This is a genomic window from Vibrio bivalvicida (assembly GCF_001399455.2).
Taxonomy (GTDB): Bacteria; Pseudomonadota; Gammaproteobacteria; order Enterobacterales; family Vibrionaceae; genus Vibrio; species Vibrio bivalvicida.
The window spans coordinates 357668-373810 of the sequence record NZ_LLEI02000021.1 but is presented as its reverse complement, the minus strand read 5'-3'; the positions used below and the strand labels follow the sequence as shown (position 1 = coordinate 373810).

Sequence of the window (16143 nt, the reverse complement as noted above, 5' to 3'; positions counted from 1 at the left end):
TAGAATCAAATAAATGAACGAGTTACTTACGCATCTTCTTCAACCTTTGTTGAGTATGCTTCAGACATGGGACACCAATGTCTTGCTTATCACTTTAGCTAGCTTTGTTGTTTGGATCGTCTGGAGAATCGTCTATGGCCGTTTAGAGGTGCTAGTCGGTAAAACCAGTTTTCATTGGGATGACTTAACGTTAGAAGCTCTAAAAACACCGGTTAGTGCCTTAATTTGGTGTTGGCCAGCTACCATATCAGCTGGTTTCTTACTTCAAGACTATATGGGTTCAAAGCTAAATTGGCTAAGCACACTTAAGCTAATCTTGGTGATCGGGATCTTCGTCTGGATCACTATGCGCTTGATCAACAACATCGAAGAGTATGTACTTAAACAGGGCACTAGAGACGAAACGACGGTGCAAGCCGTCGCCAAAGTCGCAAGGTTGTTCTTTATTGTCATCGGTGCTCTGACGGTCATGCAGGCGTTTGGCCTAAGCCTTTCCGGGTTACTTACGTTTGGTGGTGTCGGTGGTTTAATCGTTGGTCTAGCGGCCAAAGACCTACTCTCTAATTTCTTTGGCGGGATGATGATTTACTTTGATCGCCCTTTTAAAGTCGGCGATTGGATTCGTTCTCCAGACAGGCAAATTGAAGGCACAGTTGAGCGAATCGGCTGGCGTATGACCATCATCCGCACTTTTGATAAGCGACCTATTTACGTACCTAACTCTGTATTTAGCAATATTGTGGTAGAAAACCCATCTAGAATGCTCAATCGACGCATTAATGAGAACATTGGGATACGTTATAAAGATGGCGCCAAAGTTAAGATTATCGTTTCTGATATCAAGAGCATGCTAGAAAACCACCCTGATATTGATACACGGCAAACCTTGATCGTTAATTTCAACGGCTTCGCCCCATCATCTTTGACGTTAATGGTTTATACCTTTACCAAAACGGTCAACTGGATCCGTTATCACGAAGTCAAACAGGACGTACTACTAAAGATTTATCAAATCATTCAGCAGCACGATGCCGACATCGCATTCCCAACCCAAACGATTCAACTCGACCCTCAACACGCTGGAGAAGACGAAGTTCCCAACGTCGCGATCTAACCCTAATACTGAGTAGCCCAAGTCATTGGGCTACTGCAGCGCTACCTCGCGTTCGATATCATCTTCCATATGCGAGGCGACATGATATAGCCAAATCATACTTAAGCAGGCTACAAAGCACAGGGCAAATAACCAAGTTGATCCAAACCACTCGATCATAACCCCGCCTACCAATGGCCCTATCGCAAACCCTAAGGTATAGAGCGCTGTCGCTCCAAAATACGAACCGCGCAGATGAGCTGGCGCTAAACGGTCAATTTGTACATTAATCGTTGGGAAGGTAATCACTTCACCGACACTGATAATAAAGCAAGCAATAGCCCAACCAAGTGCGGAATCATTAGGCGAAACGATAAATCCTATCTGGCCTAAAGCTATCAGTACCATGCCAATTCGAGTTCGACTGAATAAAGGAAGCTGTTCCATTATTCTTAACAATGGGAATTGGAGGATAACAATGGTAGCTGTATTAACCACCATTAACATCGCGATAAGTTTGGCGGCATCTTCGACGCCACTACGGACAATGGCTTGGGGAACGGAGGACTCTAACTGAGCGTATACAAACATCAACAACAAGTTAGCAAATAGCAACAGCACAAATATCTTGTCTTGGCTGATGACCTTTAACGTTTGCCTAAAGTTTGGCAGTACCGAAGATTCCTTTACGTTACCGGATTTATGTTTTTTTCTTTCAATGCCAAACATGATCCAAAAGGCATAAAAAAGATGAGTAAAGCCCGTGATTAAAAACAAGCTTTGAGGGTCAGCAAGAGCAAGAGTGACACCAATCAAAGGACCAACAGCCCCACCAATATTTAGCAAGAAATAACGCGTATTCATTGCCAATTCTCGATCTTTTAGATCCGACAAGGAATCTCCAAGCACCGCCTTTGCTGGCCCATCAATTAACGGGTGCATTAACCCAGTAAGCAAAACCAGTACATAGAAATGCCACATCTCCGTCGCTAAAGCGATTCCACTATAAGCAAAGAAGGCAATAACACATCCTGCTACCATTAGCCACTTTCGGCCAAACTTATCAGAAAGATAACCAGAATAAAGGCCAGCAGATGAACCAATAAATGCCGACGCGGCGAGCATACCTCCCACTTCTACCGCTGACGCAGCGTAATCTTGATAAAGAAATACCACCAAAAAAGGCCAAGCCATAAAAAAGCTAGTTCGGGCAATAAGAACACCAATAAGCACAGTCCAGACAGGAAGATTAAACCGCTTCACCCGCTCCCATTGAAACAAACTTTGTTCCTTTTCCATACGACTCTCCTTAAACCAACTTGTTGCATAATTGTTATTTAGTCAGTATACAAATAATCAATAGAAACAAAAGGAATTATTAAATTGATTACATTAAAGCCTATAAACAAAGATTTACTTAGAAAAGGGATTTAAAAATAGGTAGTTAATACCACCAATTTGGGAAGTCAATCAGCCATATTTTGAGTCTAACTTCTCGTACTAACCAGCCAAAACTTATATTGATCTTGTTATTTATATCTTACCTCTCACCAAATGAAGGTAGATCAATATTCTCAATCACAATGACATTTTCCTGATCTGTCATCTAGCCACAAAAGTAAACGATGCTGTATACTTTATGAATTACCTAATAGGAGATAGACACTACCGTTTACTCTGGTCTATTGGATATTTTTCATGATAAAAAGAAGCGATATAAAACAAGAAGATATCATTAAATCTGCCATCGAAGTTTTTTCTCAAAAAGGCTTTGAGCAAGCAAGTATGGAAGGTATATCCAAGCATGCAGGGGTATCTAAACGGACGCTCTACAAGTACTACCCCAACAAAGAAGCGCTATTTGAAGTCATTGTCGACAAGCTAATGTGCCGTTTTGATGACCAATGTGAGGTGACATTTGAACCTATGGTCTCAATCGAAGAGCAACTCGCCGAATTGACGCTGAAGCAGATGTGTTTCATCAACAATGAAGATTACCAAATGACAGCGAGGTTAGTGATGGCAGAGTGTATCCGATGCCATGAAACCTCAAAGGTATTGGTGTCTAAGTTTGCATCACTTGGAGACTCTTGTGGTTTGCAGAATTGGGCACAGCAAGGGATTAAAGCGGGCGCTCTTGAAATATCTGACGTCTCTATTGCCATAGAGCAATACATTGGTGGCATTAAAGCGGTAGTTTTCTGGCCTCAACTCGTGGCTCATTTGCCTCCTCCAAGCTGCGAAGAAGTACAGCGTGCTATCAAACACGCCGTGACGAGTTTTGTTGCAACCTACAAGGTGAAGTAACTATATATATGTTGAATCAACAATAAATTAAAACAACGCCCCTAATCAGGGGCGTTGTTGTATTCATCGCTAACTAAGCGGTTCTAGTTGTTGTCATGAACCATAACATGCTGCAGTAGTGAAGAGACCATATCTTCATGAGACATGCCACTAAAGCCACTGTCGAGCTGAGGCACAAGATTCTCAACCAAAATACCTTGGTCTTGGGTTCCGTCTCCACCTGGGTGAACATGCAGTTCAACATTGTTACCATCGACTTTGACATCAAGATGCTCAAGCAACGTATCCATATCCAAAGAACCTGATTTCAGTTCAGGAAGCACCTCACGTAAATCGATCTTATCACCCTCACTGACACTGAAGTCTTTGATGGTATCAAGTGAACCATCGTCGATTTCACGCCAGACGAAAACATCCATTCCAGTGCCACCCACAAGAATATCAGAGCCCAGACCACCTTCTAAGGTATCGTTACCTTCGCCACCCATTAGTGTGTCGTCTCCCGCACCACCGATGAGGGTGTCATTGCCGGCTCCACCAACCAGTAAGTCATCACCACTACCACCTGTTAGCGTACTATTCGATCCACTGCCATCAAGGTGTACGGCTTCTGTTTGCGATGACTTGTTAATCTCTAACGCAGTGACGTTATCTACCACATTAAGGTCGATCGCGATATGGTTAACTGACTCTGCTCTATCGAGAGGTTGACCATTGCCATCAAGCTCTTCCGACACAGCGGTAATTTGCAAAGTATGCTCACCTACCGTCGCACCTTTCACTGTCAATGTGTCAATCGCATCCTGCGATACATGCCACACCCCATTCTCGAAAGATACGGTCCCGTTAGAGCTTTCTAACGTAGCACCTGGAGGCACATCTTTAACTTCTAGAGTGAGTGCTTCTGTAGTGTCGGTTAGCGCAGCCATAATACCGAGTACCGCAATACCGCTGGTGCTGGCACTTTGCGTCGCGGTAATGTTCTTGTTGAAAGCATATTTACTGTCAAACGTCAGTGTTGGCGCATTCGCCACTGGATTAACCGTAATATCATAGTGCTTAGGTTCAGCTTCTAATCGGAGACCAGACGGGTTCCAACTATCTTTCGCTGTAACATCAAGCGCAATGGTATTTGAAGGCGCTAAACTCGCGTCAATAAACACGCCAGTCGTGCTTGTCGGCGTATCAAGTAGCGCATTAAGATCCGTAAGAGTTCCTGATAGCGTCAGTGTGCTGGTTCCTTCTCCGGTAACAGTAACACTTGAGCCTGCAGGCAGTACTAATGACAGTTTTCCGTAATCTACATTAAGTGTCACCGTCATTAAGTCATTGGCAGACGCCCCGACATAGTCAACATCCGAAACATTGATACCACTGATCTGTTGGCTTGCTGCTTCGTTAATCAAGGTCGTTATATCGTCAATATCCAATACTGGCTTATCATTAACTGGAGTCACATCAAAGTTTATTTCAGCGCTTCCAGTTAAGTGATCCGGTTGACCATTGGTCGAGCCGTCATCTTTGACAACATAACTGATTTTCACTGGGCCATTGTAGTCTTTAGCCGCTTCAAATACCCAGTTCCCCCCCTGCTGTGTCAAGGTGCCTTGGCCTTCGACCAAGGTGAGTCTTTCAACGCTAATGGTGTCACCTTCTTTGTCGAAGGTTCCATCAATAAGATCTTGCACATTGATGGTTATGCTGCCCTCTTCCGGCAGATCAGCTAAGTTGAAATCTTTCGGTTCTGGCGCATCGTTGACTTCTGTTACGTTGATCAAGAAGGTGGTTTGATTAGTCGATGATGTGCTGCTATCACTTGGGTCGATCGCACCGTTGTTGCCACCATCATCCACTGTCGCTGTCACCGTCACAGGACCACCCGAGTTGATATCGTTACTGTCGGCATCTGGTTTAAAGATGACTTTACCCGCAGCGATTGCAGCGTTGATATCAGCCAACTTACCTGTCGCGACTAAACTGCCATCAGCAGCAAGAGTAAAGTTAACATTCGCGTCATTAACAAACTCAAGCGAGCCTTTATCAACTTGTAACGTGAGTGTGTAAGTCGCATCGGGATCATCGTAAGTTGCATCAACATCAGCAATAGACAACTGGTTGATCGCTAAACCACCTGCAACATCTTCCGACGTTTCTAGGTTTACAACGTTCACGAAAGTAGGTTGATCATTGATTGGGTCAACAACTAAATCGACATCAAACTCAGACTTCGGTCCTAACGCACCGTTATCAACTGACTGCACTGAAATATGAATGGGTCCATCGATACCCATTGCGTTGCCAGTATCACTGTTATGCTCGCCCGAATTAAACACAATCTTGTCGATCTGCTGCGCAGGAATATCTAACGTCCATACCTTAGTTGCAGGATCGTAACTCGCCAGTGTTGTTCCATCTGGGTAGAAGATCTTCGCATCTTGAGGGACATTGGTTACTTCGACACGAATCGTTTCTGGTGCGTTTTCGGTATATGTGCCGCTTCCTGTTGCGGACATCGCCTTATCAATCACAGAAGCGTTAATAGCAATATCGATATTCTGACCTTCAGATCCCGTTGCCGAGTCTGTAGGGTCAGTATCGACAATATCACCAACAGGGTTAACCGTAAGCTTGAAGTTCGGCAAATCTTTCGCTGCAGTAGGCACGCCAAGTAACGATTCCTGAGTAAAGACCGCCACACCAAACTCTGCGCTACCACTAAAGTGCTTAGGTGGCTGCACTGATATCGCACTTAAGTCGAGAGTATCTGTTGTGCCAGCAGGCACTTTAACACTCCACTCGCCATTTCCGTTGTTTTTAACCGTGTAACCGCTAGATGGATCAGCTATAAGCAAGAAACCATCAGGTACATCGGTAAATTTGATCGAAACAAAGGACTCCGAGCCGTCGGTATCGGTCAGTTCGATAGAGACTGCTCCAGAGTTGCCAAGTGAAATAGCTTCGTCTTCATTGCCCGTAACCTCGATAGTTTGGCTAGGGTCAACACCTGGCCCAGTCACTTTGACGTCATCAACAACAGGAGTGACTTCAAAACTCACACTTGTTGTAAAATTATCTGAATGGCTAGAGGATGTGCCCAGCTCGTTAAAAGTTGCGGTGTCGGTGACTGTCCCTGTTACGTTGATCGTGACTTTGTTATCATCGTTGCCCGTTGGGTAGTTCGCTTTCGGCTTAAACAAAATATTGTCTAGCGCGCCTGCGTCGATCTGAGCCTGAGTAAAGGTCACTGATGTACCCAAACTCGTCCCTGCTTGGTCATAAAATTCGCCAATCGTTGTGTCCGCCAAAGTTAGCGTTACTGAAGAAAGAACTTCATTGCCACCTTCAACGCCTGATACTTTATCAGCGATGTCATAACCTAGGTCTAGTTGAATGTAACTATCTTCGTAACCCACTTTATCTGGCCCACCTTGACCATCTTGATCAATCGGGTTCATCGCATCATCAAGTGAACCTTTCACTTCTAATGTAATCTCCGGTTCAGGATTGCTACCACTACTTACATCCGCAATAGGGTCCACTTTCACGATTACTGACTCAGGTCTAGACACCTCGTGGCCCGAACTATTGTCTGTCGTGATGACCGTCAAGGGCAACCTAAAGTCACCAGAATAGTCTTTTGGTGGTGTAAGTGTTAGTCCATCTAGACCCTCAATATCACCATCAGCGGTTAGAGTGGCCTTAAACACATACTGACCATTGGTAAAATCCACATTCGATCCGCCAATGCCAATCGAGAAGGTCTCACCCCCAACAGTAACTGTGCTATCAATAACGATCGTGATGGTATCTTCATGACCATCGTGCGAGGTGACAGAAATGATCGGCTTGAGCTGACTGCCCAAGTCAATATTCGTATCCTCTGTCCCTGTGATAATGCTGTTATCAACAATATCAACCTCACCCGCTTTGTAGTCGTTGCCACTAACATGCTCTGGGAAAGACAAGGTCACCTTGGTTTCACGTTGTTCAACAACACTTTGCTTGCTGCCATCATCACCAATATCGACGACCTGCGCATAGATAGTAAGGCCAATGTTATTGAAGACACTAGGATCACCCGCAGTCGTTGGCGTATAGTCTAATCCGTTTGGCGCTTTTATGCTGAACTCACTCTCATTGGTAATCACCCAACGGCCATTACCTTCATAAACGGCGCCTTCAATAAAGAGCTGATCCATGATCTCCTGACGAGTATCATCAAACTGTACCACTAGCTGTGTAACCACTTCATTCGGTTGACCCGCAGGCCCTGAGTCATCTGTTTCTAAATAGCGGATCACGAACTCGCCAGATTGAGTATCCTTAGCGGTATTGGTGGTAAACAAGATAGCTCCGCTGGCATCGGCTTTAACTTGATTGGTCACAGAGCCAACTTCGGTGCCAGCTTCGTTTTCGACGATCAATCGGTTGTTTGCATCTACTGGTTCAACAACCGGATTGACATGGACGGTAATCGTGCCGTTTAAGGTCGCCTCGGCCCGCTCAACCTCGTCAGTTGGCTGCCCTATTGCATGCTCATGGTTAACTTCTTCCACTTTAACCGTCGTGTTCAAGGTAAAGTCGGTGCTCGAGTCTTTTGGCGGAACAATTTGAATAAAGCCATTTTGCAACGCTGCCTGGGTGAATGCCTCTGCAGACTGACCAGCACTTGGGTTTATTTCAATAGTCCCACCAGTGACTGCGACAGCGTTTCCATCTACATAAACAGTGGCTCCATCTGGAATGCCACTAATTTCTATCGACGTGAAATGTTCATCTGTATCAGTGTAATCGCTACCCACTTTAGGGTGCCACTCTACATTTATTCTGGAGTCTTCATTTCCGGTAGACTCATTTGAATAGTTGATTTTGGTGTCAATCACAGGTTCAACTTTAACGCGAATCTCTCGATCAAACGTCAATGAATGACCATCGTTTTCCGTGACGATAATGGTCTCTTTGATATGGATATTTTCTGTCGATGACGTAACAGGACGAATCACAATGCCAGAATTAGCCCCAGCACCTAGATTAGTGATGTTTGCTTCGTAAATAGGCTGACCGTTAGCATCATAGCCAGTGAAGTTTAGATTCACTGCGTTACCGCTACCATCTTCGATTACGACACCATCGGGAATATTTGACAGTAGAACGGTAATCGATTCAGATGCATCTAACGGGCGCTGGGCAAATTCGCCAGATACGACCGAGAACTCGATCTCCGCATGTCCATTCTCATCAATCGTTGTTTCTACACCAGAAACATTGCCATCGGTGAACTCTTTCCAATCTGCTGAGTTGCCCGTGTTGTTTTCTGGAACATCAGCAACCCCTTTAACAGCAACATTGACAGTTTTGGTGCCCATAATGGCTTCATCAACGTGAACCGTTCCATCAGACATAAGAGCAGAGTCTTTGACCACACCAGTCACGTTGAAGGTGAAATCTTGGTTGCTGTGCAAATCTGGCACGACCTCGACGTTGCCAAGCTGGTCATAGGGAATTTCTTGGTATGTCACGCCATTCACGGTCACTGTAGTGATTTGACTCGCTCCAGGACCAACCCAAACCAAACTTGCACCTTCCGTAATATCTGAGATACGCACATGTAGAGTTTCAGAACCATCGGTATCAACTGAAGGGTTCATCGTGATGACTTCATTGAGCGTGAAAGGTTCGTGGTTTGGATCGCTACCTGTGTAGTCAGGATTAGCTATATTGTCTTCATTAATCTGAATACGATTGACGCTAAAGCTGCCCATATCGGCATCTGGAGTGACGTCTATAATGATCTCTTGCGGTTCAGACCTTGCGCTTGTCTTATCAAGACTGCCGTCGTTATAGGCATTGGCGCGTTCAGTTGTCACTGCTGTCGCTTCAAATCGAATTTGGCCTGAGTAATTATCTGCTGGATTAACCTGAATGCGATTAATGTCTTGGGCCGAAATGGTATAGACACCGTTAACAGGTGTTATCGGATCGCCATTACGGTCAAGTAACTCAAAGTTCCCTTCACCGTCCGTGACTTTCAGCTCATAAGTGATTGTCTCTGGCCTACTCGTGTCTTGAGTTTCAGCGCGAAGCTGAATGCGTACATTGTCGCCATCCTCTTCCACTTGGTATTGATAAGTGCTACGGCTGTCGTTCCATGTTGCAATATCTGCAACACTTTCTACTTCAATTCTGAAGTTTGAATCAACGGTATGATTAGCAGAGCCATTATTGTCAATTTGCAATTGATAGTTAATGCGGACGCCGCCATTACCGGTTGAGTAGTTGCGATCTGGAACAAAATAGAGGTTATCAATTGTCGCTATTGTATTGTTACCACTTTGCGTAAAGCTTTGCTGTAACACGGTTCCATCAAAAATAATGTCGCCATTAGCATCTGCCGTAAGCTCGTGGAGCACACCATTTTCTTCATAGTAGAAAGTGCCACGATGATTACCCGCTTTAATCGTCAATTGACCAATGTCTTCGGCGTTATCTCTATCGAATAGATTAACTGACAAAGAGACCTTAGCAGGCTCATTTGGTAGACCTGCTTGGTTGTCTTGAGCGTTTTCCCAAGCGGGTTCATCGCCAGGTGCATAATTGATACTGCTGTCGCGACCCGCATCTTCGAAAGTCGTCACTTTAAGTGCGATAGGGCGAGCATCTCGGTCAGTAATAGTAATATCTAGAGGCGCAACCGATGTATCGTTATCCCCATCCGTCGCAGTTACATTGACCTTGAAGTTAATCTCGTCACCATTGTGCTCAAGATAGTTGGTTGCTCGGAACTCAATCTCACCGTTCGAGTTAATTCTCAAAATACCTAACTGACGAGTATCAGTACCGCCATTACCGTCATCCGTTTGTTCGTAAACACGAACGTTTTGACGACCATCGCGTAGATCGACAGAGTCTAAATAAGTACCTCTTGGGCCTCCAAACACTATCGTCGCGCCACTCGCATCGGTTGTGCCTTCAATCTTAGTTAATGCTGCATTGTCCGCACCTTTGTCCGTCTCATCGGCGAACATATCAACCACAGAGCCACGGTAGCCTTGGCCTTCAACACGGGTTATCGATTGGTCAGTGAGTTTTGGTACGTCATCTACGACAGTGATTGGTAACGTAATTTCTCCGCTTTCATCGCCATCAAAATCAGTAGCTATGATCTTGAAGTTAATATCAATTGAGTTTTGCGCATTACCGTCAGGATGATCAAGAGGCTTGAGTAGCTCAAAGGTATAACTGTTATCTGCAGTATCAAACTTGATAGTGAAAACAGGTACACCTGATGTTGTTTGCGCCGTATAGGTAAAGGTTGTTCCGCTATTTGAAACAGCCGCCCACGCTAAGCTTTCACCACCAGATTCAAGCCCATTTAGCGTATTATCTGCATCCACAAGCTCATACTCAACGACACCATCAGCCCCTTCGTTTACAACGAAGTTGCCAGAGATTTGAGTATCCTGAGATTGATCCGAGCCAATTCCAATCAGATCGTCTTCATCGACGACTTTCTCACCCGTCGTGCCAGTTAGGCTTGGCTTGTCATCTTTCACTTCAATAGCAAGAGGAACCGATGGAGAAACATCTCCGTCTCTGTCAATCGCCACAACATCAAAAGGAATTGTTAGTGAATCAGAACCAGCCGCATGATCGAGGGCCTTAATTTGGGTGTAGGTGTAACTGCCATCACTGTTCAATTCCAAAGTGAAGACCAGCTCACCATTTGCCTTACCGTGATAAATCGTAGAACCAGCAGTCCCTGTCTGTTTGGTTATATCAACATCATAACCACCTGACTTGAGTCCGCTCTCCGTTGTATTGATATTAACGAGTTCATACTTAACAACGGTGTCTGCACCTTCAGTGGTGATAAAGCTGCCTGTTGCTGTTGCAGTACCCGGAGAAGATCCTGAATTGGTATCATCTTCATTAACCGAGAAGGTACTGCCGATTTTGAAGCCATCAATAGTAGCGGTATCATCACCAACATTGACCACTAAGTCACTGTTAGCTGATTTATCGTTGTCACTGTCTACTGCATAAACAGGCAAGTGAACTTCTAAGTTGTCTTTCCCCTGAGCGCTATGGTCGAACTCTTGAAGTAACGTCACTGAGTATTTGCCCAAAGTAGACTGGTCAAGCGTCACACTTAGTACATCGACTTCTGCACCATTCACTAAGATGTAACCACGATAAACACCATCCGTGGTCTCTTCCAACACGACACGCTGACCACCCGAGAATAGCCCATCAGCATCAGAGCGGCCGTTAAACTCGTCGACATCAATTTTCAAGGCTGTGACCGTATCACTGCCTGTTGTAAAGGTGATAGTACCGCTTGCACTGGTGTCGATAGCGCCGACTTTGGAGCCATCGGTTAAGCCCGCTTCATACACATTGGCTTGGTCAATGGTATTAATGACTGGGTCAGCCCCATCTTTAATCGTCAGGTCGACGGTACTGGTTAGCTCGTCACCATCGTTGTCCTTCACGGTTACAACAATGGTGTGTTTAACCTCTTCACTCGTTGAATGGTCGACGTTGCTGTTAGGAACAAAGGAAATTTTACCGTCCGCAGACACCACCAACTTACCGTCGGTAACTGGATATTCGGTCTGATTCTCGTTGAAGTTGATGCTCTGGCCGTCAAACGTCACCGTCGACACTTTACCTTGGTCAGCACCCGCTTCGGTAATCACATCAATTTCGTTGCTCTGCACCGATTGACCTACCGTTGGCTCAACCACGCTCAAGCTACCATCGGTGACGACTTGGATGTCATCGCCAATATTGACCTGAAGATTCACATTCGCAGAATTGTCGTTGTCTTTATCCACCGCGTAAACAGGCACATTCACCGCCAGTGAATCCATGCCCTGTGCACCATGGTCGACTTCTTGCGACAAGGTCACGGTGTACTTGCCTAAGTTGCTCTGATCGAGGGTCACGTTGAGCACCTCAACCTTAACCCCATTCTGCGTGATGTAACCGACATACTGACCGGTAAACTCACCATTCGGACCTGTGATTTCTTCTAGTACTACCTTTTGACCTGCAGACTCTAACGTCGAAGTGCGGTTGAACTCAGCCACATCGACTTTCATCGCCACTACAGTGTCACTACCAGTGGTAAAGCTAATGTCTCCGGTCGCTGTCGTCACCGTATCACCGACTTTGGAGCCATCCGTTAAGCCCGCTTCATACACATTGGCTTGATCAATGGTATTAATGACTGGGTCAGCGCCGTCTTTAATCGTCAGGTCGACGGTACTGGTTAGCTCGTCACCATCGTTGTCCTTCACGGTTACAACAATGGTGTGTTTAACCTCTTCACTCGTTGAATGGTCAACATTGCTGTTAGGAATAAAGGAAATCTTACCGTCCGCAGACACCACCAACTTACCATCGGTAACTGGATATTCGGTCTGATTCTCGTTGAAGTTGATGCTCTGGCCGTCAAACGTCACCGTCGACACTTTACCTTGGTCAGCACCCGCTTCGGTAATCACATCAATCTCATTGCTTTGCACCGATTGACCAATCGTTGGCTCAACCACGCTCAAGCTACCATCGGTGACGACTTGGATATCATCACCGATATTGACCTTCAGATTCACATTCGCTGAATTGTCGTTGTCTTGGTCCACCGCATACACTGGCACATTCACCGCCAGTGAATCCATGCCCTGTGCACCATGGTCGACTTCTTGCGACAAGGTCACGGTATACTTGCCTAAGTTGCTCTGGTCGAGGTTCACGTTGAGCACCTCAACCTTAACCCCGTTTTGCGTGATGTAACCAGCGTACTGACCTGTGAATTCGCCATTCGGACCTGTGATTTCTTCTAGTACTACCTTTTGACCTGCAGACTCTAACGTCGAAGTGCGGTTGAACTCAGCCACATCGACTTTCATTGCCACTACAGTGTCACTACCAGTGGTAAAGCTAATATCACCTGTGGCCGTCGTCGCCGTATCGCCGACTTTGGAGCCATCGGTTAATCCCGCTTCATACACATTGACTTGAGTGATATTGGTAATCACTGGGTCAGCGCCATCTTTAATCGTCAGGTCGACGGTACTGGTTAGCTCGTCACCGTCGTTGTCCTTCACGGTTACAACAATGGTATGTTTAACCTCTTCACTCGTTGAATGGTCGACGTTGCTGTTAGGAATAAAGGAAATTTTACCGTCCGCAGACACCACCAACTTACCATCGGTAACTGGGTATTCGCTTTGATTTTCGTTGAAGTTGATGCTCTGACCGTCGAACGTCACCGTCGACACTTTACCTTGGTCAGCCCCCGCTTCGGTAATGACATCAATCTCGTTGCTTTGCGCCGATTGACCTACCGTTGGCTCTACCACACTGATTGAGCCATCGGTGACGACTTGGATGTCATCACCAATATTGACCTTCAGATTCACATTCGCTGAATTGTCGTTGTCTTGGTCCACCGCATACACTGGCACATTCACCGCCAGTGAATCCATGCCCTGTGCACCATGGTCGACTTCTTGCGACAAGGTCACGGTGTACTTGCCTAAGTTGCTCAGGTCGAGAGTCACATTAAGCACCTCAACCTTAACCCCACTCTGCGTGATGTAACCGACATACTGACCGGTAAACTCACCATTCGGGCCGGTGATCTCTTCTAGTACTACCTTTTGACCTGCAGACTCTAGCGTCGAAGTGCGGTTGAACTCAGCCACATCGACTTTCATTGCCACTACAGTGTCACTACCAGTGGTAAAGCTAATGTCTCCGGTCGCTGTCGTCGCTGTATCACCGACTTTGGAGCCATCGGTTAAGCCCGCTTCATACACATTGACTTGAGTGATATTGGTAATCACTGGGTCAGCGCCATCTTTAATCGTCAGGTCGACGGTACTGGTTAGCTCGTCACCGTCGTTGTCCTTCACGGTTACAACAATGGTATGTTTAACCTCTTCACTCGTTGAATGGTCGACGTTGCTGTTAGGAATAAAGGAAATTTTACCGTCCGCAGACACCACCAACTGACCATCGGTAACTGGGTATTCGCTTTGATTTTCGTTGAAGTTGATGCTCTGACCGTCGAACGTCACCGTCGACACTTTACCTTGGTCAGCCCCCGCTTCGGTAATGACATCAATCTCGTTGCTTTGCGCCGATTGACCTACCGTTGGCTCTACCACACTGATTGAGCCATCTGTGATGACTTGGATGTCATCGCCAATATTCACCACTAGGTTCGAACGCGATGACTGGTCATTATCAGCATCTACCCCAAAGACTGGTAATGAGATCGCCACGAAATCTTGGTCTAGTGCACCGCCTTGTTGGCTTTGATCGACCTCTTCAAGCAGTTCAATCGAATAACCTGCATTAAAAGTTGGTGACGTGTCAGGCCCAGCTTTAACGACATCATTAAGCGTCACGCGAAGTACATCTACTCGATTTCCTTCTAACGTAATATAGCCAACATATACGCCAGGCTGGCCTGCAACCGCTTCTAATACAACGGTTTCGCCTTGCGAAGTAATTGGTGATGTTTGCTGAGAGGCATTGAAGGCATCGACATCAATCTGTACTTGAGTGACATCATCACTTCCCGCAGCAAAAGTGATTGTTCCGCTTGCCGTAGTACTTGTATCGCCAACCTTTGAACCATCGTCCAACCCCGCTTCATACACATTGGCTTCGGTAATATTGGCAACACTAGGATCGGTACCATCCCCAATGGTTACCTGAGCATCAATCGGAGCTTGGATTGAGTTTCCACCCGTATCTGTACCGGTGATATTAAAAGAAATGGTAATTTGGTCGCCCGAGAAAGCCACTTGGCCCCCTCCGACCGAAGGAGTGTGGTCAATCGGTTGAGAAATTGTTGTAGTAAGCTCAAGACTTACGTCTTTGCCGATACTTGTTGCATTGATATCAATAGTCAATACTGTATCGCCATCGGTATCTAGACCTATAATTTCATTCGTTGCTGCATTATAGGTAAACGAAACCGCTTCTCCATTGGAAGTGATATCCGAATTTAATTCACTTAACAGAGACGCTAACGAGATAGGATCCGGAACAAAAGAGGTAGGCTCGAGAGCTAGATCACCAGCAAAGATAGTCACCGTACTAGTAATCGACTGAGGATACGTTCCGCCAGATAAAGAGCCCTCAAAAAGAGACTCACTAATATTTTGTCCACCACCAGCAAAAATAATCGGTCGGATTTCATCATCGGCTTGATCGACTGTGCTTGTAGAAAACCCAGATGTTTCGAAGAAGGTACTAGCCAGAACCTCTGCACCATTATACTCGATAGTCACAAAGCCGCTATTAGCAGAGCCTGCGCCTCCAGCTCCGGCAGCCGTTGCTTCTAACAACTCTGTCGGGTCAGCCCCCGCCAAAATGGCGTCTTGGATCGCGGCTAACTCATCTTCACCAATGGCACCCTCACCCAGTTGAGCGAGGTCGAAGTTGACCTCTCCGGCAACAGGGGCAACTCCCCAGCCACCGAGTCCATCTTCAGTAGCGACAGTGTTCGCATCTAGATTAACAGCAGCGTCAGGCGCTTCCATTAAAACAGCGGCATGGTTGGCAGTGATAACGATTTCACCATTGGCAATCGTATCACCCACAGCAACTCTCTTTGCACTTCCATCTGGTTTGACAGCAACAACATCACCAGAAACTTCTTTTACTATCGCGGCTTGGCGTACTACTTCTACGTCCATAAGGTCTCCTAATCACACTCATGC

4 protein-coding genes are annotated in these 16143 nt (G+C 45.9%); 2 read left to right on the top strand and 2 right to left on the bottom strand.

The window, feature by feature from the left end; translation table 11 throughout:
- Nucleotides 1-13: 13 nt before the first annotated feature.
- Entirely contained in the window at nt 14-1114 is a 1101-nt protein-coding gene (locus tag APB76_RS06920) for a mechanosensitive ion channel family protein (RefSeq protein ID WP_054960999.1), read from the top strand.
- A 30-nt stretch (nt 1115-1144) separates the two neighbouring features.
- Here APB76_RS06920 and APB76_RS06915 read toward each other — a convergent pair whose 3' ends face one another.
- A complete protein-coding gene (locus APB76_RS06915; RefSeq protein WP_054961000.1) occupies nt 1145-2392 on the bottom strand; it encodes an MDR family MFS transporter in 1248 nt (415 codons plus the stop codon).
- Nucleotides 2393-2791: 399 nt separating this feature from the next.
- Between APB76_RS06915 and APB76_RS06910 the strand changes: the two genes are divergently transcribed.
- The gene (locus APB76_RS06910) at nt 2792-3400 is read left to right on the top strand and encodes a TetR/AcrR family transcriptional regulator (protein WP_054961001.1); all 609 of its coding nucleotides are present in this window, start codon (nt 2792-2794) and stop codon (nt 3398-3400) included.
- An 83-nt stretch (nt 3401-3483) separates the two neighbouring features.
- Here the strand turns inward: APB76_RS06910 and APB76_RS06905 are convergent, their stop codons facing one another.
- Nucleotides 3484-16119, bottom strand: coding sequence for a retention module-containing protein (locus APB76_RS06905; protein WP_064429688.1), 12636 nt, complete (start codon nt 16117-16119; stop codon nt 3484-3486).
- Nucleotides 16120-16143: the final 24 nt, after the last annotated feature.